Consider the following 24,866-nt stretch of genomic DNA (forward strand, 5'->3'; position numbering starts at 1 on the left):
AGGTTCACCCTCAGCCCTGACGATTCGAGCCCCTGGTACCCGGGAAGGCCGTTCGCCAGCTCGTACACCGCCGCCGCCGAACACAGAAACGCGATCGCCACCGTCCCCACGCCCACCAGCGACACGAACTTCTTCCCCAGCCTCGCCCCGAACAACCCGTTCAACACGAATCCCGCGAACGGGAGCACGGGAATCAGCCAGAGAAGCCTCAGCATCGGTCGGTGCCTGCCGCGCGCGCTACCACTTGAGGAGCGCCATCTGATCGACGTCGGTGGAGTGACGGCGCTTGAAGACCGCCACGATGATGGCGAGGCCCACCGCGGCCTCGGCCGCGGCCACCGCCATCACGAAGAAGGCGAAGATCTGACCGTCCATCCCCGCGTGGGCCCGCGAGAGGGTCACGAAGGCGAGGTTGGCGGCGTTGAGCATGATCTCGATGGACATGAAGATGACGAGGGCGGAGCGGCGGATGAGGACGCCGATGACGCCCAGCGTGAAGAGGAGCCCGCTGACGGCGAGGACGAGCCCGGTCGGCACCATCTCAGTCGATCTCCCGCTTGGCCAGGTAGAGCGCCCCGATCATCGCGGCGAGGAGCAGGATCGACGCCGCCTCGAACGGAAAGAGGTACTCGGTGAAGAGGAGCGTGCCGATCGACTCGACGCCGCCGTAGCCGGCGGGGGTCTCAGGCAGGGTCGGCTCGTACCCGGCGAGGACGGGGAAGAGGGCCGCGAGGAGCGCGAAGGCCCCGAGGATCGTCGCGTAGAGCTGGGCCCTCCCCACCTTCCCCGCCTTTCCCTCGCCGCCGGGATCGAGGAGCATCACGACGAAGAGGAAGAGGACCATGATCGCCCCCGCGTAGAGGATGATCTGGATCATCGCCGCGAACGGGGCCGACAGCAGGACGAAGAAGAAGGCGATGGAGCACAGGTGCAGCGCGAGGGCGAGCGACTCGACGACGGGGTTCCGGTGGAGGATCACCACCGCCGCCGTCATCACGGCCACGAACGCGGTCAGATAGAAGAGCCCTTCGGTCATCTCAGAACCACCCGAGCAGGATCGCGCCGCCCACGTACAGGATGTTCACGAGCGCCATCGGGAGGAGGACCTTCCACCCGAGGCGCATGAGCTGGTCGTAGCGGAAGCGCGGCAGCGTCCAGCGCACCCAGATGTAGAGGAAGACGAGCCCCGTCACCTTCGCGCCGAAGATGGCGACGTGCACGAGCCAGCGCGCGGGCTCCGAGAACCCCGCGATGAGCCCCTCCACGAAGGGGAGGTGCCACCCGCCGAGGAAGAGGAGCGTCATCATGCAGCTCGACATCGTGACGTTGATGTACTCGCTCATGTAGAACATCGCGAACTTCATCGCGGAGTACTCGGTGTGGTACCCGGCGACGATCTCGGCCTCGGCCTCGGGAAGGTCGAACGGCAGCCGGTTCGTCTCGGCGAAGGCGGAGACGAGGAAGACGAAGAAGCCGAGGGGCATCGCGACGATGTACCAGACGCTCCCCATCTGGGCGTCGACGATGGCGCCGAGGCGGAGGCTCCCTGCGGCCATCAGCACGCCGACGACCGACAGCGTCATCGAGAGCTCGTACGAGATGAGCTGCGCCGACGAGCGCAGTCCCCCCATCAGCGAGTACTTGTTGTTCGACGACCAGCCCGCGAGGACGATGCCGTAGACGCCGAGGGAGGCGATCCCGAGGATGTACAGGACGCCCACGTCCAGGTCGGCGAGCTGAGGGATAATCGTGCTGTCGCCGACGTGGAACGGCGAGCCGACCGGCAGGACCGCGAAGGTGGCGAGCGCCGTGGTGAAGGCGATCGCGGGGGCGAGGATGAAGGTCGGCTTGTGCGCGAGCGCCGGGACGACCTCCTCCTTGAAGATGAACTTCAGCCCGTCGGCGACGGGCTGCAACAGCCCCCACGGTCCGACCCTGTTCGGGCCGAACCGCTCCTGGATGAAGCCGGCGATCTTGCGCTCCGCGAGGCTGATGTAGGCGACGGCCGTGAGGACCGCGACCGCGAGGATGGCGATCTTGATTGCGCTCGCGAGGGGGCCCATTCCCGCGACGAGGCCGACGAGGCTACCCACGCGCCGCCCCCGCGCCCCTCGGGATTCCCTTCGGGGCGATGGAAGCTCCCGCGCCGGGCTCCTCGAGGGCGCGACCGCCCGCGCCCAGTGAAGTCCACGTGACCCCGGCGAAGGCCGGGACCGCGCCCGCGACCTCGCGCAGGATGTCGGGGGCCGAGCCGTACGCCGCAGTGGCTCCGAGACGCTGAAGGACGAGTGCCACGAGCTGCCAGACGGGGAGCGCCGACGATCGAGGCGTGACGGCGCGCCTCACGCGCTGGGCTCTCCCGTGGAAGTTGACGTACGTCCCCTCGAACTCGCCGTAGGCCGCGGCGGGAACGCGCACGGCGGCCGCCCCGGCCGACACGGTCAGGAACGGATCGATGGTCAGGAGCTGCCCCCCCTTCGCGAGCACGGCGAGAGCGCGATCTCCGCCCGGAAGCGCCGCGGGATCTTCCGCGATGGCGAGGAGCGTCGTGATCCTCCCCGAGGCGACGTCGTCGAGGAGAGCGCGCGTCGAGCCGCCCCCCGCATCCACGTCGAAGCCGAGGAGGGCCGCCCCCTTCCGGTTCGCGGTGCGATCGGCCTTGATGAGGAATCCGTCGTCCTTCCCGCGAAGCCTCTCCGGGACGACGACGCGGAGCGCGGGGCCGATGGCGCCGGCGAGCCGCTTCACGACCCAGAGGTCCTCGACCGTCAGGTTCGCCGACGCGAGGATCGCCGCCCCCGACGGGCCCGCCGCCTTCAGCCGATCGGCGATCTTCGCCGCGGCGTCGGGGAGGCGCGAGGGCTCGAAGCCGGCGCCTCCCTTCGACTCGGGATCCGCGAGCCGCTTCGACTCGGCAATCGGCTTGTACGAGAGGCGCCCCTCGTCACACATCCACCAGCCATTCACCGCCTGGTTCTCGCGCGGCGTGAGGCGGTAGATCCTGTTCTCGCTCGTGCCGAGGTTCACGTTGCAGCCGGCGGCGCACCCGCCGCAGACCGTCGGCACGTCGCGGATGAACCAGACCCTCTTCTGGAAGCGGAACTCCTTGAGCGTCAGCGCGCCGACCGGGCAGATGTCGACGACGTTGCCGGAGTAGTCGTTCGCGAGCGGCCGTCCCGGGAAGATGCCGATCTCGTTGTGCAGTCCGCGCTGGAAGACCCCCAGCTCCGAGGACCGCGTGACCTCGTCACAGAAGCGCACGCACCGCGTGCACATGATGCAGCGCTCGCTGTCGAGGACCACGTGAGGCCCGACCTCGACGTCCTTCTTGAAGTTCATCCGGTGCTCGCGGAAACGGCTCCCGGCGTTCCCGTACTTGAAGGAGTACTCCTGGAGCCGGCACTCCCCCGCCTGATCGCAGATGGGGCAGTCGAGCGGGTGGTTCGCGAGGAGGAACTCCTCGACCCCCGCGACCCCCTTCTTCACCTTGTCGCTCCGCGTGAGGACGACCATCCCGTCGGCCGCCTGCGTGGTGCACGACGTGACGAGCTTGGGCATCTTCTCGATCTCGACGAGGCACATCCGGCAGTTCCCCGCGACCGTGAGGCCGGGGTGGTAGCAGTAGTGAGGAGGCATCACGCCCGCTTTGCGGGCGGCCTCGATCACGGAGGTCCCTTTATCGACCTCGACCGCCTTGCCGTCAATCGTGAGACGGATCGTCTCCGCCATCGTGTGTCAGGCCTCGGGGAGGGTGCAGCGACCCTGCTTGATGTGATCCTCGAACTCGGATCGGAACTTGTTCACGAACGCCATGGCCGGCAGCGCCGCGGCGTCGGCGAAGACGCAGATCGTCTTGCCGATCATGTTGTCGCAGACGTCCAGCATCGTCTCGCAGTCGCCGCTCTGCCCGCCTCCGTCCTCGATCCGCTTCACGATCCGGTGGATCCAGCTCACGCCGACGCGGCACGGCGTGCACTGGCCGCACGACTCGTGCGCGAAGAAGCGGAGGATGCGCTCGAGGGCGCGGACCATGCAGACCGTGTCGTCCATCACCATGACGCCGGCCGAGCCGAGCATCGACTTGCGCGCGGCGAGTGAGTCGAAGTCCATGGGCACGTCGGCGCACTCGGCCGCCGTGAGGACCGGCGCCGACGCCCCGCCCGGGACGATCGCCTTGAGCTTCCGCCCGTCTTTCCAGAGCCCGCCCCCCATCTCGTTCACCAGCGTCATGAGCTGCGTGCCGAGGGGCGCCTCGTAGACGCCCGGGCGCTTGAGGTGGCCGCTGAGGCAGTACAGCTTGGGCCCCGCGTTCTTCTCGCGGCCGATCGTCAGGTACCAGTCGGCGCCGCGTTCGAGGATGAACGGCACGTTCGCGAGCGTCTCGACGTTGTTGATGGTCGTCGGGCAGCCGTACAGCCCCGCGACCGCGGGGAACGGCGGCTTGAGGCGCGGGTAGCCGCGCTTCCCCTCGAGCGATTCCATCAGCGCCGTCTCCTCGCCGCAGATGTACGCGCCGGCGCCCCGGTGCATGACGACGTCGATGTCGGCGCCGCTCCCGAGGATGTTCTTCCCCAGGTAGCCCTTCTTCCGCGCGTCGTCGACGGCCATCTGCATGGTGCGCAGCGCCCTCACGAACTCGCCTCGGACGTAGACGAACGCCGTCTTCGCGCGGATCGCGTGGGCGCTGATGAGGATTCCCTCGAGGCACAGGTGCGGGTCCTCCTCCATGAGGAGGCGGTCCTTGAAGGTCCCCGGCTCGCTCTCGTCGGCGTTCACGATCAGGTAGCGGGGCTTCGGCGAGTCCTTCGGCATGAAGGTCCACTTCAGCCCCGTCGGGAATCCCGCCCCGCCGCGCCCGCGCAGCGAGGACTTCTTCACCTCGTCCGTCACCGACTCGGGAGGAAGCGTGATCGCCTTCCGGAGCGCCTGGTACCCGCCGCGCTGCTCGTAGACCTCGAGCGTGGCCGACCCCGGCACGCCGACGTTCCGTGTGAGGAGCTTCTCGGCCATCGCGCTCATTTCAAGGAGTCGAGGAGAGCGTCGACCTTCGCGATCGGGTCGAGGTTCTCGTGGAAATCGTCGTTGAGCTGGAGCATCGGCGCCGTGCCGCACGAGCCGAGGCACTCCACCGTCACCAGCGTGAACTTCCCGTCCGCGGTCGTGCCTCCCACCTCGACGCCGAGCTTCTTCCTGAGGTGCGAGACGACGGCGTCGGCGCCGCGGAGATAGCACGAGAGGGTCGTGCAGACCTGGATGAGGTGGCGGCCGATCGGCTTCGTCTGGTACATCGTGTAGAACGAGACGACGCCCGCGACGAAGGCCGGCGACACGTCGAGCTTCGCCGCGATCTCCTCCATCGCCCTGCTGCCCACGAACCCCTGCTCCTTCTGCGCGACCCAGAGGGCCGGCAGCAGCGCCGATCGCCGGTCCGGGTACAGCGCGACGAGGCGATCGATCTCGAGCCGCGACCCGGCGGTGAGGGCCTTTCCCTCGTCCGGCGCGATCCCCTCCGGGCCCGCGGGGCCGCGCAGTGCGACGGACCCGGCCGCGAACCCCGGGATCTTCGAGGGATCGGACGGGAGCACCTTGAGCCCCCCCGTCCCCGCGCGCGGCTCGCTCATCGGTCCACCTCCCCCATGACGGGGTCGAGGCTCGCGATGATGGCCACGAGGTCGGAGACGAGCTGCCCCTCCGCGATCTTCACGAGCGCCTGGAGATTGATGAATGACGGCGAGCGGATCTTCAGGCGGTACGGGCTCCTGCCCCCTTCGCTCTTGATGTAGAAGCCGAGCTCACCCTTCGGCGCCTCGATCGCGTGGTAGACCTCGCCCACCGGCGCGTCGAACGACTCGGTGACGAGGATGAACTGGTGGATCAGCTCCTCCATCTTCCGGAGGACGTTCTCCTTCGGCGGCAGGACGATCTTCGGATCGTCCACCACGATGGGGCCGTCCGGCATCTTCGCGATGATCTGGTGCAGGATCCGCACGCTCTGCCGCATCTCCTCGAGCCTGACGAGGTAGCGGTCGTAGACGTCGCCGACGGAGCCGACCGGTACGTCGAAGTCGAGCTCGTCGTAGCCGGAGTAGGGCTCGACCTTCCGGAGGTCCCAGTCCTTTCCGCAGGCGCGGAGGTTAGGGCCCGTCACGCCGAGATCGATCGCGTCCTCGAGCTTGAGGACGCCGATGTCCTTCGTGCGCTCGACCCAGATCTTGTTGTGCGTGAGGAGCGCCTCCCACTCCTCGACCTCCTTCGGGAAGCGGGTGACCCATCCCTTGAACTGATCGAGGAACCCCGGCGGCAGATCGCGCGCAAGCCCGCCCACGCGCGTGTACGACGTCGTCATGCGCGTGCCGGTGAGCATCTCGATGAAGTCGTAGAGGATCTCGCGCTCCCGGAACGTGTAGAAGAAGACGCTGAGCGCGCCGAGGTCCACCGCGTGGGTGCCGAGCCACAGGAGGTGCGCCGAGATGCGGCTCAGCTCGCAGACGAGCACGCGGATCGCCCGCGCCCGAGGCGGCACCTCGCAGTCGATCAGCTTCTCGACCGCCATCACGTACGCGCAGTTGTTCGAGAGGGGGGCGAGGTAGTCGAGGCGGTCGGTGTACGGGATGAACTGGTGGTAGGTCTTGTTCTCCGCGAGCTTCTCCATCCCGCGGTGGAGGTAGCCGACGTGCGGGGTGCACTTCCGCACGATCTCCCCCTCGAGGTCGAGGACGAGCCTCAGGACCCCGTGGGTCGACGGGTGCGACGGCCCCATGTTGATCGTGACCGCCTCGCCTCCGCTCTCGAGCTTCTCGCGCGTGATCGACATCGCGTCAGGCTCCGTGGCCTTCGAGTGGGAAGTCCTTGCGGAGCGGGTGGAACTCGAAGTCCTCGGGCATGAGGATGCGCCGCAGATCGGGGTGCCCGTCGAAGACGACGCCGACGAGGTCGTACGCCTCGCGCTCCTGCCAGTCGGCGCCGACCCAGACTCCCGTCACCGTGGGGCAGTGGTTCGTCTCTGCGAGCCTGACCTTCAGGCGCAGGCGCGCGTTGTTGCGGAAGGAGTACAGGTGGTAGAGGACCTCGTACTCGTAGTCGCGATCGCCGAAGTGAATCCCCGTCAGATCGCTCAGCATCTCGAACGAGAGATCGGGATCGAGCTTCACGAAGCGGCAGGCCTCGACGATCCGCGCGGCATCGACGACGACCGTGACCTCTCCGCGAAACACCGAGGTCTCCGCGATCGACGCGCCGAGTCGCGCGCGGAGCGCTTCGGCCGCCTTCTCGGCGATCGGGTGGGGCTTCTCCCAGCGCGTCACTCCCACTCAAGGCCTCCCCGGCGCCAGCAGTAGACGTACCCCACGACGAGCACGCCGAGGAAGAGGAGCATCTCGGCGAAGCCGAAGAGCCCCATCCTGCGGAAGAGGACGGCCCAGGGGTAGAGGAACGCCGCCTCGATGTCGAAGAGGATGAAGAGCATCGCGACGACGTAAAACCTTATCGAGGCCCGCTTGCGCGCCGTGTCGATGACCGGGATGCCGCACTCGTATTGGTTCAGCTTCACGCGCGAGTGTTTCACGAACCCGAAGAGGTGGGAGATGCCGATCATCCCGAACGCCATCGCGGCGGCGACGCCGAGGAGCATCATGGCCGGGAGGAAGGAGTCGAGCATCCTGGAACCTTTGGGGGCGCCGCGTTCCTACACGAAGGGCTCTGCCATCGAGCGGAGGAAGCGCCTGAATTGCAAGCTGTTGCGATGAAATGCGTGGACTCGAAACGGGCCGGAAATCTACCACAGCGTCTCCGGGGGGATCAAACGGCTGGGAGCCGGGTATACTCGCCGCCGGAGGTGCCGATGCGGCCCTGGTGCCTGGTGCAGCACGTCGCGTGGGAGGGGCCGGGGCTCCTCGGCGTCGAGGCGCGCGCGCGCGGGATCGAGCTGCACGTGCTCCGGATGGACCTGGGCGATCCCCTTCCACCCGCGTCCCAGATCGGCGGCCTCGTCGTGATGGGGGGGCCGATGGGGGTCGCCGACGCGGCGGCCTACCCCCACCTTGCCGCCGAGATCGACCTTCTCGCCGTCGCGGTCGCCGCGCGGATCCCGGTTCTCGGCGTCTGCCTCGGCTCGCAGCTTCTCGCGTCGGCGCTCGGCGCGCGCGTCTTCAAGGGGCCGGCCCTCGAGGTCGGCCTCGGCGACGTCGATCTGACCGAAGAGGGGCGGCTCGACCCCGTGATGGGGCCCGCGGGGCGGGCTCTCCCCGTCGTGCACTGGCACAACGACACGTTCGATCTCCCCGAGGGTTCGGCCCTCCTCGCCTCGAGCGCCGGCTACGCGAACCAGGCGTACCGGTTCGGGGATCGCGTCTACGGTCTCCAGTTCCACATCGAGCTCGACGCCGAGATGCGCCGCGCGTGGGCGGCGCGCCTTCCCCCCGGCGCGACGCTCGACGAGATGGGGCACGCCCGCGCCGCGCGCGCAGGCCGGGCGCTCATCGGCCGCTGGTTCGACCGGGCGGTCGCAGTGGCCGGATCTACCGCGGAGGGGTGACCCCCGTCATCCCGGGCCGTCCGTCCCGTGTCCTACTGGGCATGCCCCAGTTCGTCCCCAGGCCGGTCCCTGTCACGCAAGGAAGCGAGGAGTCCACCACCGCCCGGGTCGGGAGCTTCTGGATCACCGAGGCGTGGTTTCCCTCCCATGCGATCGTCCCGCCGCACCTTCACGACCGCACGTGTCTCGCGGTGATGCTCGAGGGAGGATTCACCCTGGAGATCGGGGGGCGCGGGATCGAGTGCGCGCCGGCCACCGTGGCGACCGAGCCCGCGGGGGAGAGACACGCGAACACGATCGGGGGGGCCGGCGCGCACGTGGTGGTCCTTCAACCCGACCCGGCCGACGAAGAACTCAACCGCGCGTGCGGTGGAGTCCTGAACGAAGTGAGGCATTTTCGCCACGGCGGGATCGCCCTCGACGCCCGGAGACTCGCTCGGGAGATTCATAGTCCCGACGCGGTCTCGCCTCTCGCGATGGAGGCGCTCTCCCTCGAGATCCTCGCCGCCACCTCGCGCCTCCAGGCCTCCGATGAATCGGCGAAGCGGGCTCCGGCCTGGCTCGCGAGGGCGCGCGACATGCTGCACGCGCAGTTCCTCGATCGGCCCACCGTCGCGGGGATCGCCGCCGAAGCCGGAGTGCACCCCGTCCACCTCGCGCGCGTCTTCAAGTCGCACTTCCAGCTCTCCGTCGGCGCGTACGTGCGCGCCCTCAGGTTGGAGTGGGCGGCGTCACGGCTCGCCGGCTCCGACGATTCCCTCGCCGACATCGCGCAGGCCGCGGGCTTCGCCGATCAGAGCCACTTCACGCGCGCCTTCCGAAGCCGCACCGGTGTCACGCCGCAGCGCTACCGGTCGACTGCCCGGGAGTGAGGGAACCCCCCGGGCGGCGCAAGTTCCAGCTTCAGTGGACCTGGATGTTCCCTCCTCCCAGCGGGTGGGGTCCGAAGTTCGGGTTGGGCACCTTGCTCGCGGCGCAGAAGGCGTTGTTCGCCGCCTCGTTCCCGAACCCGGAGAGGGTGCTCACGTCGTTCCAGCCGTTCGCTCCCTCACCGTTGTCGATGGACTGGAACCAGATGTAGCCCCCGATCGCCGTCGGGTCGTTGCTCGCGTCGATGCGCCCTCCCCACTTCGCGCGGTTCTGAGTCAGCGGGGGAACGTCGGGGGTGCGCTGGAGGACCGGCGTGTCGTAGACGTTGAAGCAGGTGACGGGGCCGCTGAACTTGTAGACGGCCCCGTCCGCCGCCTGCTCGTAGGTGTACCAGCCGCTCACCGAGCCATCCGCATCGCGCTTCGCGTTGAACGTCACCCGGTTTTCGATCGGCGTCGTGGTCCCGAAGATCCCGCCGTTGAAGTTCGGATCGACGGTGAAGTGGTAACCGCCCGTCGCGATCAGGACGTGACCGTTGCCGGCCACGCCCGCAGGCGCCGGCGCCAGGCTCTGATCCTCGGCCTCGCCGACCGCGCCGGCCCGCGCGGGCGTCGCCGCGCCGATCCCGATCACCAGCACCGCCGAAAGCGCCGCCATGAAAACCCCTTTCCTGCTCATGCCGTTCTCCTTTCCTCGTTGGGAGGGCATCCGCCCTGCTCGAGCGGAAAGGTACGCGGGAAGCGCGGCGTGTCTTGAAAGCCACTCAACACGCGTGGTACCGGAGCAACATCTCTTGATGCGGCCGTCGGTGCCGGGTACGATGAAACATCCAACGGAGGTGCGAGATGCCCACACCGCAGCCCGGCATCATTCCCGGCGGCAACGCCCACGCCTGCTTCGTCGTCCTGCGAGTCGCGCCCACCGCGACGAGGAGCGCCGCCGCCGCTTTGAACCGAGCGCAGGCGGAATCTCTCGAGATCGCGGCGCTCGACTCGCGCGCGCGCCTCGTCATGAACGTCGGCGTGGGCCCCGAGATGTGGGACCGCCTCTCGCCGACCGTCCGGCCGAAGGGGCTTCGCCCGTTCAAGTCCCTGCGCGCGGAGGGGAGGAGCGCCCCATCCACGGGCGGCGATGTCCTTCTCCACATCGCCTCGTTGCGTCACGACATGAACTTCGAGCTCGCCTCGCGCCTCGTTCGATCCATGGAGGGCGCCGAGGTCGCCGAGGAGGCCCATGGCTTCCGCTACCTCGACTCGCGCGACCTCACGGGCTTCATCGACGGCACCGAGAACCCGGTCGGCGAGGCGCGGGCGGCCGTCGCGCTCATCGGCGACGAGGACGCGCGCTTCGCGGGGGGGTCGTACGCCGCGACGCAGCGCTACGTCCACGATCTGGCGGCCTGGAGACGGGTGCCGGTGGCGGAGCAGGAGGGGATCGTCGGCCGGACAAAGCCCGACAGCGTGGAGCTGGATGAGCGCCGGATGCCGGCGACATCGCACGTGAGCCGGACCGTCATCAAGGCGGACGGCGTGGAGCTGAAGATCCTCAGGCACTCGTACCCGTACGGGACGCTTCGCGAGTCCGGGCTCTTCTTCATCGCCTACGGGAAGACGCTCGACAATTTCGAGTCGATGCTGGCGCGCATGATGGGCACCAGCGGGGACGGCGGGCGCGATCGCCTGATGGAGTTCAGCCGCGCCGTGACCGGGGCGACCTTCTTCGTCCCATCGATGGAAGTGCTGGCATCCCTGGGGAAGTGAGCGGCGTGGCGGAAATCGACCCCATCTGCGGGATGACGGTCGATCCGAAGACCGCTCGCTCGGCGAAGGGACCTGACGGCCGCACCTACTATTTCTGCGCGCCGCGTTGTCTGGAACGGTTCGTGTCCGGCGCCCTTCCCCGTCCCGCGGCGCCCGCGGTCATGACGATCGGCAAGATCGGTTCCACGCCGAAGCCCGCGGCGGTCGGGAGCGTCGAGGCGCGCCCGTTCACGTGCCCGATGCACCCGGAGATCGTGAAGCAGGGCCCCGGCGCCTGCCCGATCTGCGGGATGGCCCTCGAGCCGGTCGAGGTGGCGGCCGGGCCCGAGGGGAACCCCGAGCTCGACGCGATGACGCGCCGGCTCAAGATCGCCGCAGCCCTCGCGCTCCCGCTGCTGGTCCTCGAGATGGCGCCGATGATCCCCGGCGTCCCGGCGCACGACGGGCTGGGCGCGACCTCGGGCGCGTGGCTCCAGCTCCTCCTCGCGACGCCCGTCGTGCTCTGGTGCGGCCTCCCCTTCTGGGAGCGCGGGTGGGCCTCGGTCGTGAACCGCTCGCCCAACATGTTCACGCTGATCGCGATGGGGATCGGCGTCGCGTACGGCTCCAGCCTCGCCGCGACGATCGCTCCCTGGATCTTCCCGCCCGCCTTCCGCGAAGCCGACGGATCGGTCCCTCTCTACTTCGAGGCGGCGGCCGTCATCACCGCGCTCGTCCTCGTGGGCCAGGTCCTCGAGCTCGGGGCCCGCGACAGGACCGGCTCCGCGATACGGGCGCTCCTGGGCCTCAGGCCGAGAACGTCGCGCCGTCTCGACGCGGCCGGGGGCGAGGAGGAGATCCCGACCGAGCACGTGATGCCCGGCGATCACCTCCGCATCCGCCCCGGCGAGAAGTTTCCCGTCGACGGCGCCGTCCTCGAGGGGACGGGCACGGTCGACGAGTCGATGCTCACCGGTGAGCCCGTACCGGTCGCGAAGGTGGCCGGTGCGCGCCTCGCCGCCGGGACGATCAACGGGACGGGGAGCTTCGTGATGCGCGCCGAGCGCGTCGGCCGCGACACCCTTCTCGCGCAGATCGTGAAGCTGGTCACCGAATCCCAGCGCAGCCGCGCGCCGATCCAGCGCCTCGCGGATTCCGTCGCCGCGTGGTTCGTGCCGGCGGTCGTCGTGGCGGCCGGTATCACATTCGGAGTGTGGGCCACGTTCGGCCCCGACCCGCGCCTCGCGCACGCCCTCGCGGCCGCCGTCGCGGTGCTCATCATCGCGTGCCCGTGCGCCCTCGGCCTCGCAACTCCGATGTCGATCCTTGTCGGCGCCGGCCGCGGCGCCATGGCGGGCGTCCTCGTGCGGAACGCCGAGGCCCTCGAGCGGCTGGAGAAGGTCGACACGCTCCTCGTGGACAAGACCGGCACGCTGACCGACGGGAAGCCGAAGGTCGTCGCGATCAAGGCGGCCGCCTCCGAGACCGAAGTCCTGAGCCTCGCCGCCGCCGTCGGCGCGGCCAGCGAGCACCCGCTTTCCGGCGCGATCCTCGCCGCCGCCCGCGAGCGGTCCCTCGCCATCCCCCCCGCCACGGAGTTCGAGTCGATCACCGGGAAGGGAATCCGCGGGCGCGTCGAGGGGCGCCGCGTCGCCGTCGGCAGCCGCGCCCTCCTCGACGACGCGCCCGCGACGGATGCCGCCGGGCTTCTCGAGGGCGCCGAGGAGTTCCGCAGCCACGGCTGGACCGCTGTCTTCGTCGTCGTCGACGGATCGGTCGCGGGGCTTCTCGCGATCTCGGATCCGGTGAAGACCTCCACGCGCCCTGCCCTGCGCGCCCTGAAGGCCGAGGGGCTGCGCGTCGTGATGGTGACGGGGGACGGCGTGACCACGGCCCTCGCGATCGGGAAGGAGCTGGGGATCGACGACGTCATGGCGGGGGTGCTCCCCGCCGAGAAGGCGGACGTCGTGGCGAGGCTTCAGCGCGAGGGGCACGTCGTGGCGATGGCCGGCGACGGCATCAATGACGCTCCGGCCCTCGCGCGCGCCGACGTGGGCATCGCGATGGGGACGGGGACGGACGTCGCGATCGAGAGCGCGTCGATCACCCTCCTTCACGGCGATCTCGCGGGAATCGCTCGGGCGCGGCGTCTCTCGCGCGCGACGATGGGGAACATCCGGCAGAACCTCTGGCTCGCCTTCGGCTACAACGTCCTGGCCGTGCCGATCGCCGCGGGAGCGCTGTATCCGGTCTTCGGGTTGCTGCTGTCGCCGATGATCGCGAGCGCGGCGATGAGCTTCTCTTCCGTCTCGGTGATCGCGAACGCCTTGAGGCTGCGGAGGGTGGTGCTGTGAGACATCTCGCGTGGATCTCCCTCGTTCTCCTGACCGCAGCGTGCGTCGCCCCCACGTCGCCGCTCACCGAACCGGTCCCGCCGAGCGCGCCGTCGTCCCCGGTGGTCGGCGTGGCCGGGTTCGAGCTCCACGACGGCTTCTGGATGAACCTGCACCACGCCCTCTTCGAGCAGGGGCTCAAGAAGAGCCGGGGCGCGAAAACGGAGTCGCTCTGCGGGCGACCGTTGATCAGCCGGGAGCTCGTGGCGTGGGACGCGGCGATCGAGTTCTATCGCGCCAACTACGCGACGCGCGATCTCCTCTTCGACGATGCGCTCTCCTCGATCAAGACGGCGCTCGCGGCGATCGACGACGGGTCGGTGGTGACCGAGCCTCTTCCGGCGGATCTCGCCTCGATCCTCGCTGCGGCGGCGCCGATCTACCGCGGCTGCGGCTGGGAGACCCAGCGCGCGGCGAACGAGAGGTGGATCTCCGAGTTGAAGCCGAAGCTCGAGCGCGACGGCCCGTCGGTCGAACAGCGTCTTTCCGACGTCTACCGCGCGCCGTGGCCGGGGCGGATCCGCGTCGACGTCGTCGGCTATGCGAGCTGGTCGGGGGCGTACACGACGCTCCATCCGGTGCACTCGGTGATCTCGGGCTCCGAACCGGGGCAACAGGGCCTCACCGGGTTCGAGATCGTCTTCCACGAGGCGTCGCACGCCCTCATCGGACCGAACGACGGGATGATCACGAAAAAGCTGAACGAGGCGTTCAGCGCGCGCGGCGCGAAGGTGCCGCGGGATCTCTGGCACGCGCTCCTCTTCTACTCGACGGGGGAAGTGGTTCGCGACCTCTTCGAGAGGGAGCACCTCGCGCCGTACACGCCGATGGCCTTCGCGGGGGGGCTCTACGACAGGGATCCGAAGTGGAAGGCGTTCGCCGACGCCATGGCGATCCACTGGAAGCCGTACCTGGACGGGAAGAGCGATCTCGACACGGCGGTGCGGGAGTTGGCCGAATCGCTGTAAGTACCAGCCGATTACGTTCATGACCGCCAACCCCCAAGAAGCAGACGGTCTCCCAACTAATCAGCCAAGTCTATCTATGGCGGCGACAGCACTCTCACACTGAAGTGACGGCGAACGCATTTGCCCGACGCGAGCTGACCAGAATCCTCAGTGAACACAGCGGACTGAATTCCATCGAGAACTGCGGTCCGTAGAACATGATCATCGTGGGCTGGGAAGCGACACTTTCTCGCCTTCTCTCTTCGAGACGCCGACCAGTTGTTCAACCAGTTCCAATTTGCGCGCCCCGACCTGTCCGTGAGAAGTTCAAGGAACGCCTTGATGTGGTCATTCCTCGGGCTGATAACCTGACGATCGTACTCCGCGAGCAGCTTGGAGCTTATCAAGACCCGGAGCGAACCTGATTGGATTCGTCCCAAGAGTGCAAGGCGCTTGCGAAACATTCGACCTTCACGCGGCTCAGCAATGAGCGGGGCATTGGCCTTACGCAACACCGTTGTATCGATCACGCAGTCTCGAATCAACGCTTCGCCTTGATTCCGACTTGGCTGGCCATCGCTTTCAAAATCGTCAATCGCTCCTTGGTCGCCTCTTCCATGAATCCCCTTGGCCAACCTGCGACCTGGCCAACTGAATCGATGTCGAGACGTTGGGCGTGGCTCGTCCCGTCTGACCTCGCATCAACGTGGATGAGGCTCACGCTCTCAGGAGTGAGATTGGGGCCCGCGCCATGGCCGCGTCGCTTGCCGAGTATTGCCCGGCGAACTCGCAGCAGAAGATGCTCGCTGTGGGTCTCTACGATAACTTGTCTTCCGCTTGCTACAAGGCCTATCAAGAAGTCGGCCATGGCCAACTGCGCGTCAGGATGGAGATGGATTTCAGGTTCCTGCACAAGAAAGATCGCGCCCGGACGGGTGCGGAGACCTTCGACGATCACTGGGAATGCTTGACTAATTCCAAACCCGACATCCGACAGATTTGCCCAGCGACCGGAATCGCGATCTCGAACCCTGACTTCGAAGATACGCGCAGCTTTCGACAGACGGCGGAGAGGTAGAAGTCTTACCTGGCCCACTTCCCGCAACCAGCGATTCACACTTCTAAACAACTCACCTCGACCCTTGCGTCTTGTGATGTCATCGATCAGAGCAGCAACAACCCTCTCGCCAGAAAGGTCGACGTTCCCTGGGAGAACGCCTTGATACTCGTATCTCCTGTCAGGTTGGCGACGAAAAGCTCCAACAGCCTTCATCTCTCGAAGCATGAAGTCGAAGTCGAGCAGAAGCCGCCGCGCTCGACCTCGTACTCGTTCGCGTGTCTGGTTCGGTTGTTTTCCGAAACCTTCTGAGCCTATTGCCGGAAGGAATCGCCCAACGGAGAATCGAAAGTTCGCAGACTTCTCCCCCCCAAGTCGGTCGTGTCCAATCAGCAGCTCGTACGGACCCCCGGCTCCACGTCCACGGCGAATCTCTAGTGGAGGAACTTCCGGGCTCGTGATCGTTAAGCGATTGATCCGCGGAGGTTGGGGTTCGTCACCGACAAACTCGAACTCAATCTTCCCTGAAGGCCGCTTGTCCCTGGGCTCCGGCTCGAACTCGAACGCCATCTGAATGTGGTTCTTGGCTTGGTGACCATGAACGATGTCAGCGTATGAGCTTACGGAATACAGGGGCCCCCTCGGATTTAGGCGAGGTCCGTACCCAGGCGAGTCGAGCGACTGTCTAAGGAGCAGAAGACTCTGAAGAATCGTTGATTTTCCGGTGTTGTTCCGACCGAAAATCAGCGTCAGCGGCGCGAGACGAATCTCTCCGCTGTCGCTGAATGACTTGAAGTTTCGAAGGTGAATGCTGTTCAGCATTGGTGGGCAAGTTCCAACTCACGCCGAGCGGATCTGCTAACAGCGGAAGTGTTCTGTCAAGGACTGGAGCGTGAATGCCCGATTCTCCGCCTACTCCGTCATCCCCTCGACGAGCACCGGATCGCTCTGCTCCGGGATGCGCGCGCGGCCGTTCGAGTCGATGTAGTGCCCCGAGCGGATCGCCTTCGTCTGGAGGTAGAACCGGTTGTGGTCGTTCGGCGGGATGACGTGGGGGATGCGGCTGCTCACGGTGACGCCGAAGTGTGTGAGCTGCTCGATCTTCCGCGGGTTGTTCGTCATGAGCTGCACGCTCCGGACCGTCAGCGAGTGGATCATGTGCGCCGCGATCGCGTAGTCGCGCTCGTCGTCGCGGAAGCCCAGGGCGACGTTGGCCTCGACGGTGTCGAGCCCCATGTCCTGAAGCGCGTACGCCTTGATCTTGTTGACGAGCCCGATCCCCCGGCCCTCCTGGCGAAGGTAGAGGACCAGCCCCCGATCGAGCGATCCGATGCGACGGAGAGCCTGCTCGAGCTGATCGCGGCAGTCGCAGCGGAACGAGCCGATGACGTCCCCGGTGAGGCACTCGGAGTGGAGCCGCGCCGGGACGTCGGAAGCCCCGAGGATGTCGCCTCGAACGACGGCGACGTGCTCCTTCGCGTCGCGGTTGTTCCAGAAGGCGACGATTCGGAACTCGCCGAACCGGCTCGGGAGATCGGCGACGCCCGCGATCCGGACGCAGACCTTGTGCTCGCCGAACCCCTCGCAGTCGTGATCGCGATCGCGCTCGACCAGATCTTCCAGTCGCGTGATGGGCATGCCCGAGGCCATTCCGCCGCACGGGGTGAGATTCGAGCTCACGGGTGAGTCTCCCATAAAGCCTGACGATAGCTCACGGAAGCTCGGAGGCCCACAGGACCGCCATCTCCGTGACCTCGATGGCTGTTTTCTTCGAGCGCCGCGCCTCCTCGAGGAGGGCAAGGAGATGACGGTATCGTGAGGCTCAGTCTGCCACAGGCGGCGTCAGGAGGCGCGCGGCGGCGGCCAGGTGCCGCGCCACCCTTCGAGGATCCAGATTCTGCGTCGCGAGCCCGCGTCCCGGCCGCGGCCGAGATCGACGGTTTCTCCGGCGCGCACGGACTCGAAGTGGGGCGAGAGAAGCGCGATGGCCCGGGGCGTCGCGCGGTGCTGGCGCAGCACCAGGACGAGCGCATCTCCGGAGCGCGCGCTCTCGGTGAATCCCGGCCAGAAATCGTACTCGTTGGGGCGCCCCGACAGGTTGAGCGCGAAGACCGTCGGGCGATCCGGAAGATTGAACGCGAGCTCGGAGGCATCCTCGTAGTTGTCCGCCGCCACGTGGACGGTGCGCGCCCCCACCGTGCCGAGCGCCGCGCGGGCCTGCGCCGCCCCCTCCGCCAGCGCATCCCAGCCGTACGCGCGCCCGATGGGATCCGACGAGCCGCGGAATCTCACGACCGGGTAGATCGCGTGCGCGTAGATCACGGCGACGAAGATCGCCCCGACCACCGTCCCGATGCGGAGCCACCGGCGCCACGCCGGCCCGCCGGGCGTGATCGCGAGCAGGACGACGCCGGTGAGATACGCGGGCCCCGTCCAGTTGGGCGCCACGGGCTTGCGCAACGCGCTGACGGCGAAGAAGACGGCGGTCGTGTCCGTCAGGATGGCGAGGAGCCGGTGCGGCGCCGGCGGCGCCGACCGGAGCGAGACGATCGTCGCCACGAAGATCATCGTGAGGAGGACCGGAGAGCCGAGCGCCGCCTGCCCCGCGAGAAGTGACAGCTCTCGCGCGAGCCCCGAGCCTCCTTCCCCGCCGAGCCCGTGGTGGAGCTGAAACGCGAACGACGCCCAACCGTTCGCCGCGTTCCACCCGATGACGGGCGTGAAGACCGCGAGGGCCACGATCCCCGAGGCGTAGGGCCAGAGGGTCGCGAGATGGCGGCGCAGTGAGGGGGTCGCGAGCAGCGCGACGAGCAGCCCCGCGGGCATCAGGACGGCGGTGTATTTCGACGCGAGGGCGAGGCCACAGAGGGCTCCGGCCGCCATCCACCACATCGCCGCGCGGCGGCTTCCCGGCGGTTGCTCGACGGCGCGCAGCACGCACGCGAGGGACGCCGCGAGCGCCGCGAGCAGGGGCGCATCGGGCGTCGCGACGACGAGTCCGGCCGCTGCGAAGGGGAGGCACGCGAGGACCAGTGCGGCTCGAAGCGCCGCGCCGTCGCCTCCGAGCCGGCGCGCCATCCACACGACGAGCCCGCACGCGGCGACCCCCGCGAGGATCGGAAAGAGGCGTACGCCCAGGATCGAGTCGCCGATCAGTGCGACACCCGCCTTGATGAGGACGGCGACCCCCGGTGGATGATCGAAGTACCCGGCGGCGAGGTGGCGTGACCAGTCCCAGTAGTACGTCTCGTCGGGAACCAGGGGGATGATCCCCGCCATGAAGAAGCGCAGGAGCCCGGACCCCGCGACCACGAGGAGGGCCAGGGGCCAGGCTGGCCGGCTCCCGCCCTGCGCCGCCCGGTCCGCCTCCGAAGTCCCGGGAGCTCCGGCCGATGTCGGGCGCGCTCGCATGGAACGAGCCAGCGCGATCGCCACGAACCCTCCCCAGATCCACGTCAGCCACGAGACGCGCTGGAGGGGGGAAAGATCCGTCAGGAGGTTCCACGCGGTCCGAGGGATCGACGCGAACGCCGATGCCGTCGTCTCCGCCCGTTCCGGCCGGCGCCGTTCGGCCACCTGAACCGCGTGGCGCCGGTTGGTGAGGACGGAGCTCACGATGGCGGCGTCCATCGCCTCGGGGGACATCGCGCGCCACTCCGGGATTCGAAGGAGGTTCCACGCGCAGACCGTCCGGCCCCAACCGTGGTTGTTCGTGCCTGCGACCACCGCCAGATTCCCGCGATCGGCGAGCGCGAGGATCGCCGCGCGATCCCGCCCGGACTGCTGCAGACCGTTGGGCGCGCCGTCCGAGATCTCGATGGCCGCGAATGGAGGGGGGGACTTGCCCCGGAGCGGCATGGTCGACGGGAGATCGGTCGGCATCGGCAGGACGAACAGCGCGCCGGGAAACGCGTCTTCGGGACGCACCCCCGTCGTCCTCATCCGCTCCTCCAGCTCCGACCGCCGGAGCAACGACGGCGATCCCGGGATGACGATCGCCTTCCGCCAGAGGCTCAGCTCGAGCCCGCGGAGAAGGAGAGTCCCGGCTCCCGCGTGCGCCGGGTTGCTCAGCTCCCCGAACTCCGCGGCGTGGCTCTCCTGAGGGGTGGAGACGTCCAACTGATGGTCGATGACGTACGACTGATGATCGGTGACGTACGACACGTCGAACCCCGCGTCCTGGTGCCAGGCCCTGTTGTTCGAGGCGAGAAATCCCGAGCGCGCGTCCCACGACGCGCTCGTGTGGCTGTGAAAGTCGACCTTGACGAGATCGGGATCCTCGACCTCGAGGGAAGCCATCGGCCGGGGCCCGACGAGGAGAGCCGCGTAGAAGGCTGCGCCGCCGAGCACGAAGGCCAGGAGGATTCTGAGCTCGTGGCGCACGTTGAAGGCGGGCCGTTTCCTCGCGGCTCTCACGCGGGCCAGAATGAGGACGGCGAGCGCCGCGAGGAGGAGGGCCGCGTGCTGCGGCGACGAGAAGAGGGAGACGCTGTCCATCACGTCGCAGTAGGGCGAGATCAGAAGATATCGGGTCGAGAAGTGGAGATGTGCGGGGAGAATCGTCCCGGCGTCGGCGGGATCATGGATCGGGGACGTCGAAAAGAACGCCGAGACGAGAAGGGCTCCGGATAGAGCCGCGGGGACGATCCAGCGAGGCGAAGCCGCGCCGCGCCGCGCGGGCGAAGGGCCCTGTTCGGATTCTTCGAGGTGGTGACGCCGCGCGGCGCCGGTCTGCCGACCCATCATCCCGGTCTCCCGGATAAGGTGAACTCCGAGGTCTCGGGCTCCGGACAGACAGGTGCCGTCGCGCGCGGGACCGAGCCGACCAAACACGGCGAGGGTAGCCCCGTCGCGGACGGACCGCCAGCGGGTCCACCGCGCGACGATGGGCGGGGCGGCGGCATCCTTCCCCCTGGATGAGGTTGCGGCGCCGGCGGGGGCCACGTTAGACTCGGCGTGCCGCCCCGGAATCCCCGCATCCGTCGTCCCGCGAAAGGAAGCCCCTCTGATCGAGCGCTGGCGGCACCTCCGGAAGCCCCTCCTCCTGACGGGGCTCGTGTGCCTGCTTGCCGGCGCCACGGGAACGCTCTGGGTCGCGGCCCGCGTCACCTCGGTCTTCGAGGCCCGCGAGCAGGAGAGCGCCGCCCGGCTCCTCGGCGCCCCCTTCCGCATCGAGCGGGGGATCGAGGCGTCGGCGCAGCAGATCGCGCACCGGCTCGATCGCCTCGAATACCGGCGGGCCCGCGGCGGGCCGACCGGGGAGGGAACGTACTCGGCGCGCGGCGACACCCTCGAGGTCAACCTCCGGGGGTTCCACGATCTCCAGGGAGACCACCCGGCGACGCGGGTCCGGGTGGACGTCGAGGGCGGCGTCGTGACCCGCGTCGACCCGGGGCCCGCGCTCGTCGAGCCCGAGACGCTCGCGTACTTCCAGGGGCCCAACCTCGAGGAGCGGGAGCTCGTGCGGATCGAGGACTGCCCGAAGCACCTCGTGGACGCGATCCTCACCGCCGAAGATCGGCGCTTCTTCAACCACCCGGGCATCGACCCTGCGGGGGTCTTCCGCGCCCTCTGGGTCGACGTCTCCTCGCGGAGGGTCTCGCAGGGCGGCAGCACGCTCACTCAACAGCTCGCGAAGAACCTCTACTTCTCCGGGGAGCGGACGCTGACGCGCAAGGCTTCGGAGGCCTTCGCCGCGATCGTGCTCGAGATGAACTATCCGAAGGAACGGATCCTGCGCGCCTACCTCAACGAGGTCTACCTGGGCCAGCACGGCGCCGCGTCGGTGAACGGTTTCGGCCGCGCCTCCCGGCACTACTTCGGAAAGAAGGTCGGCGATCTCAGCCTCGGCGAGTCGGCGCTCCTCGCCGGAATGATCCGCGCGCCGGGGCTCTACAATCCATTTCTCCACGCGGACAGGGCGCGCGAGCGGCGCGACGCCGTCCTGCGCATGATGGCCGAGGCCGGGGCCATCACGAGGGCCGAATCCGAGACGGCCGCGCGCGAACCGATTAGGGTCAGGAAACCCGAGTCGGCCTCGTCGCGGGGGGTGGGGGCCTACGCCGTCGATCTCGTGCGCCAGGTTCTGGAGTCGAAGTACGGTGTGGACTTCTGGAAGCGGCCGCTCCGCGTCTACACGTCGATCGACCCGCTCGGGCAGGAGATCGCCGAGCGCGCCGTCGCCGACGGCCTGCGACAGATCGAGCGCACGTATCGGGCGGTCCGGCCCGGACGCGGGGGGGAGCCCCTGCAGGCGGCGCTCGTCTCGATCCGCCTCGACGATGGCTCCATCTCCGCACTGGTCGGCGGGAGGAGCTTCGATCGCTCGCAGTTCAACCGCGTCCTGTCGGCGAGGCGGCAGCCGGGAAGCCTCTTCAAGCCGGTCGTCTACCTCGCCTGGATCACGGCGCCGGCCGATCCGAACGCCCCCGCGCGACGACGGTCTCCCGCCGACGACGCCTCGGACTCCGATGACAAGACCTTCGTGAGATCGATGCCCGCCGCCTCACCGGACGTGGAGCCCGCCCGCTGGAATCGCGAGCGCGGCAACGGCGAGGAGGACAACGCGCGCCCCCGCCGGAAGCGCCATCGGTTCCACTGGTGGTGGCAGAGGCCCGACCCCACCGAGGGCGAGCCTCCCGAGATCGAGGACGGGGACGTTCCCGCGCTCCCGCTGACGGCCGCGACGATTCTCAAGGATGAGCCGTACGAGACGGTGGCGGGCGGCAAGACGTGGGCGCCGCACAACGACGACGACGAGTTCCGCGGGCCGGTGACGGTGCAGAGGGTGATCGAGGATTCCCTGAACGTACCGACCGCCCGGGCCGCTGCGGCGATCGGCCTCCCCCGCATCATCGAGATGGGGCACGCGCTGGGAATCACGTCGAAGCTCCCGGAAGTTCCTTCGCTCGCGCTCGGCGCCGCCGAGGTGTCTCCGTTCGAGATGGCGACCGCCTTCGCGACGATCGCCGCGGGAGGGCGCAGGAGGTCGGCGGATCTCCTGCTGGGGGTCGAGGAGAACGGGAGAGCGCTCACCGCGCCGCCGCCTTCGGCCGTCCCCGGAGCCGCGCCGGCCGTGCCCGAGGAGGCCGCGCACCTCATGACCGCGCTCCTCGAGGGGGTGATGGATCGAGGCACGGCCCGGAGCGCGCGCGACCTCGGCTACTCCGGCGTCGCCGCCGGGAAGACCGGCACCAGCGACGACGGGCGGGACCTCTGGTTCTGCGGCTACACGCCGCGCGTCCTGTCGCTCGTGTGGGTGGGGTTCGACGACAACCGTCCGACGCACCTCACCGGCGCCCGCGGCGCGCTGCCGATCTGGGTCGCCTACATGGAGGGAATCGGCGCCGACGCCCGCACGGCGTTCGACGGCGACGCCGATCTGGTGTGGGCGTCGATCGATCCGACCTCGGGCGGGATCGCGTCCTCCCGCTGCCCCGAGGAGCGACGCGCCCCCTTCATCCCGGGGACGGAGCCGACCGAGGCGTGCACCGAGCACCGATCGTTCTGGTCCCGCTGGGGAGGGTGAGCGGCTCGAGGGAGCTCGCGCTCACCACTTGCGGGTGACCGACACGTACGGGTAGAACCGCCTCGTCCCCTGCCAGTACCCCCAGGCCGCGTCGATCGCGACGAGAAGAGGCGATCGCTCCGCGGAGTAACGCAGGCCGACGCCGAGGCCCCTGGCGAAGTGGATCCGCTGGAGCTCGTCGAACGAGACGCTCCCCGCGTCGGCGATGAGCGCGACCTTCAGGTTCCTCTGCAGCGCGGCCATCAGGTCGCTGTCGTGGTTCATCGCGCGGAAGGGGATCGGGATCCAGAGATCGTTCTGCGCCGAGAGAAACCTCCGGCCGATGAAATCGTCCCGCAGGAAGCCGCGCAGCGAGTCGGCGCCGCCGAGGGCGAACTCCTCGAACACCGGAACCCGCCGGTCCACCTCCCCCGCCTTCCAGCTCGTGTCGATCTCGAACCCCGTCGAGAAGGCGTAGTGCTGCTTCAGCTCCCCCGAGACGCGCCGGAAGGCGAGATCCCCCCCCCACGCCTTCGTGGCGAGCTCGACATCGGGGATGAAGCGCCACGAGAAGCGGGGCGATCGGAAGAGGTGCTCGTAGAGGTAGTCGAGCGAGACGCCGACGATGTTGACGTCGTTCTGCCTCGAGCCGGGGATGCGGGGGTCCGAGCCGGCGAAGCGCTCGCAGTTCACCGAGATCGTGCAGCCGCTGAAGGAGACCCTGTATCGGTTGACGTAGACGGCGCCGGAGAGCGAGTGCCCGTTCCAGTGCGTGAGGGGCGCGAGCCCCACGGCGAGCCGGGCCCCTTCGTTCTCCTGGTCGCCGGAGAAGACCGTCGTCATCGCGGCCGGGCCGGACCCCGACGTCTTCACGAACTGCCGGTCGGGGGTGAACTCGTCGTAGAGCCTGATTCCGGCGAAGAAGTTCCACGGGGTGATCGTCTCGGGAAGGAGATACGGGGCCGAGTAGCTGAGACTTCCGGCGAGACGGCGCGCGACGTACGGACTGACCTCGAGTCGATCGAACTCCCGGAAGAGATGGGCCCGTTGATACGTCAGGCGCGCGGTGAAGAGCTGGCGGCGGCTGTAGTCGACCGTGCCGTCGAACGACGTGAGCGCGAGAGGCTCGATCCCCGCGCGGTCGGGCGCGGCGTCGTCCCCGCCGAGCTTCGCGACATCCGGCGAGCCGGCCTCCTTCAGCTTCTGGTGAATCCTCTTCGGCAGCCGCCGGACCACCGCGTACCGGCGCGGGGCATCCTCCGCGGCGTCGGGGTCCGGGACGCGCACGATGTCGTAGCCGAGAAGCGAGAGGTCGTACTCGTCCACGATCGCCCGGTCCCGGTTGACGAGATCGCCCGGGCGCCCTCGCAGGGCCCGCATCGGGACGTATCCGCGCCGGACCGGCTCCATCCCATCGAGGGTTCCCGCCGGGAGGTACGGCGCCACCAGGCCCGGATCGGCGGTGATCTCCGCGATGACGGCCGGCGCCTCCACGACGCGGACCGAGAGCGCCCCTTCGGCGATCGACGCGTCCACGCGCGGCCGGTACCCGAGGTACGTGTAGTGCCGCTCGACGCGCCGGACGACACGCGCCGGATCGAACGGCTCGCCCACGAGCCCCTCGAGCCACCCCTGGATCCTCGCCGCGCCGTACAGGCCGCGGCACGGGAGATCGCCGCACGGTGGGGTGAGGACGGAGACGTCGCCCACCCTCTCGATGATCGGTGTGTCCCCCTCTCCCGCGGCGGCCGGAGCGGGCGCGACGGCGAGGGCGGCGAGAAGCGCCGCCAGGAGCCGGACGGCCGTCAAGGGGAAGGGCG

General features: G+C 68.7%; 21 protein-coding genes. 6 read left to right on the forward strand and 15 right to left on the reverse strand.

The window, feature by feature from the left end; genetic code table 11:
- The 10 genes from HY049_17865 to ndhC form a co-directional block, all read right to left on the reverse strand.
- Positions 1-215: hypothetical protein (locus tag HY049_17865; protein MBI3450766.1), on the reverse strand; the 215-nt coding region annotated here is incomplete at its 3' end.
- Positions 216-237: 22 nt separating this feature from the next.
- Positions 238-540, reverse strand: a complete 303-nt coding sequence (nuoK, locus tag HY049_17870) for an NADH-quinone oxidoreductase subunit NuoK (protein ID MBI3450767.1) — start codon at positions 538-540, stop codon at positions 238-240.
- A 1-nt stretch (position 541) separates the two neighbouring features.
- Positions 542-1,036, reverse strand: coding sequence for an NADH-quinone oxidoreductase subunit J (locus HY049_17875; GenBank protein MBI3450768.1), 495 nt, complete (start codon positions 1,034-1,036; stop codon positions 542-544).
- A 1-nt stretch (position 1,037) separates the two neighbouring features.
- Complete coding sequence (gene nuoH, locus HY049_17880; protein MBI3450769.1) at positions 1,038-2,063, reverse strand: NADH-quinone oxidoreductase subunit NuoH; 1,026 nt, start codon at positions 2,061-2,063, stop codon at positions 1,038-1,040.
- Positions 2,064-2,085: 22 nt separating this feature from the next.
- Positions 2,086-3,729, reverse strand: coding sequence for a (2Fe-2S)-binding protein (locus HY049_17885; protein MBI3450770.1), 1,644 nt, complete (start codon positions 3,727-3,729; stop codon positions 2,086-2,088).
- 6 nt (positions 3,730-3,735) lie between these two features.
- Entirely contained in the window at positions 3,736-5,010 is a 1,275-nt protein-coding gene (nuoF, locus tag HY049_17890) for an NADH-quinone oxidoreductase subunit NuoF (GenBank protein ID MBI3450771.1), read from the reverse strand.
- Between the two features lie 5 nt (positions 5,011-5,015).
- Entirely contained in the window at positions 5,016-5,621 is a 606-nt protein-coding gene (gene nuoE, locus HY049_17895) for an NADH-quinone oxidoreductase subunit NuoE (protein MBI3450772.1), read from the reverse strand.
- Positions 5,618-6,814 carry an NADH dehydrogenase (quinone) subunit D gene (nuoD, locus tag HY049_17900; GenBank protein ID MBI3450773.1) on the reverse strand — a complete coding sequence of 399 codons (1,197 nt, stop codon included), beginning with the start codon at positions 6,812-6,814 and terminating at the stop codon, positions 5,618-5,620. Before nuoD ends, nuoE begins: the two co-directional genes overlap by 4 nt.
- Before the next feature lie 4 nt (positions 6,815-6,818).
- Positions 6,819-7,310, reverse strand: coding sequence for an NADH-quinone oxidoreductase subunit C (locus tag HY049_17905; GenBank protein ID MBI3450774.1), 492 nt, complete (start codon positions 7,308-7,310; stop codon positions 6,819-6,821).
- On the reverse strand, positions 7,301-7,657 hold the full coding sequence (ndhC, locus tag HY049_17910) for an NADH-quinone oxidoreductase subunit A (protein ID MBI3450775.1): 357 nt from the start codon (positions 7,655-7,657) through the stop codon (positions 7,301-7,303). Before ndhC ends, HY049_17905 begins: the two co-directional genes overlap by 10 nt.
- 183 nt (positions 7,658-7,840) lie before the next feature.
- On the opposite strand from ndhC, the gene HY049_17915 reads away from it, so the two are divergent.
- Positions 7,841-8,533 carry a type 1 glutamine amidotransferase gene (locus HY049_17915; GenBank protein ID MBI3450776.1) on the forward strand — a complete coding sequence of 231 codons (693 nt, stop codon included), beginning with the start codon at positions 7,841-7,843 and terminating at the stop codon, positions 8,531-8,533.
- A 41-nt stretch (positions 8,534-8,574) separates the two neighbouring features.
- The gene (locus HY049_17920) at positions 8,575-9,405 is read left to right on the forward strand and encodes a helix-turn-helix domain-containing protein (protein MBI3450777.1); all 831 of its coding nucleotides are present in this window, start codon (positions 8,575-8,577) and stop codon (positions 9,403-9,405) included.
- Between the two features lie 31 nt (positions 9,406-9,436).
- Here HY049_17920 and HY049_17925 read toward each other — a convergent pair whose 3' ends face one another.
- Positions 9,437-10,081, reverse strand: a complete 645-nt coding sequence (locus tag HY049_17925) for a hypothetical protein (protein MBI3450778.1) — start codon at positions 10,079-10,081, stop codon at positions 9,437-9,439.
- A gap of 167 nt (positions 10,082-10,248) precedes the next feature.
- Between HY049_17925 and HY049_17930 the strand changes: the two genes are divergently transcribed.
- The 3 genes from HY049_17930 to HY049_17940 are packed head-to-tail and all read left to right on the forward strand — an operon-like array spanning position 10,249 to position 14,503.
- Positions 10,249-11,163: a Dyp-type peroxidase gene (locus HY049_17930; protein ID MBI3450779.1), complete on the forward strand. Its 915-nt coding sequence runs from the start codon at positions 10,249-10,251 to the stop codon at positions 11,161-11,163.
- Between the two features lie 32 nt (positions 11,164-11,195).
- A complete protein-coding gene (locus tag HY049_17935; GenBank protein ID MBI3450780.1) occupies positions 11,196-13,496 on the forward strand; it encodes a heavy metal translocating P-type ATPase in 2,301 nt (766 codons plus the stop codon).
- Positions 13,493-14,503, forward strand: a complete 1,011-nt coding sequence (locus HY049_17940) for a hypothetical protein (GenBank protein ID MBI3450781.1) — start codon at positions 13,493-13,495, stop codon at positions 14,501-14,503. Before HY049_17935 ends, HY049_17940 begins: the two co-directional genes overlap by 4 nt.
- A gap of 520 nt (positions 14,504-15,023) precedes the next feature.
- Here the strand turns inward: HY049_17940 and HY049_17945 are convergent.
- The 3 genes from HY049_17945 to HY049_17955 form a co-directional block, all read right to left on the reverse strand.
- The gene (locus HY049_17945; protein ID MBI3450782.1) at positions 15,024-16,361 is read right to left on the reverse strand and encodes an AAA family ATPase; all 1,338 of its coding nucleotides are present in this window, start codon (positions 16,359-16,361) and stop codon (positions 15,024-15,026) included.
- A gap of 90 nt (positions 16,362-16,451) precedes the next feature.
- A complete protein-coding gene (gene ribA, locus HY049_17950) occupies positions 16,452-17,177 on the reverse strand; it encodes a GTP cyclohydrolase II (protein ID MBI3450783.1) in 726 nt (241 codons plus the stop codon).
- Between the two features lie 204 nt (positions 17,178-17,381).
- Entirely contained in the window at positions 17,382-20,282 is a 2,901-nt protein-coding gene (locus HY049_17955; GenBank protein MBI3450784.1) for a glycosyltransferase family 39 protein, read from the reverse strand.
- Between the two features lie 142 nt (positions 20,283-20,424).
- Here HY049_17955 and HY049_17960 point away from each other — a divergent pair, with 142 nt between their 5' ends.
- Positions 20,425-23,067 carry a transglycosylase domain-containing protein gene (locus tag HY049_17960; GenBank protein MBI3450785.1) on the forward strand — a complete coding sequence of 881 codons (2,643 nt, stop codon included), beginning with the start codon at positions 20,425-20,427 and terminating at the stop codon, positions 23,065-23,067.
- A 21-nt stretch (positions 23,068-23,088) separates the two neighbouring features.
- On the opposite strand, the gene HY049_17965 is transcribed toward HY049_17960, so the two are convergent.
- A complete protein-coding gene (locus HY049_17965; protein ID MBI3450786.1) occupies positions 23,089-24,855 on the reverse strand; it encodes a BamA/TamA family outer membrane protein in 1,767 nt (588 codons plus the stop codon).
- Positions 24,856-24,866: the final 11 nt, after the last annotated feature.

The organism is Acidobacteriota bacterium, assembly GCA_016195325.1.
In the GTDB taxonomy this organism is placed as follows: Bacteria; Acidobacteriota; Polarisedimenticolia; order JACPZX01; family JACPZX01; genus JACPZX01.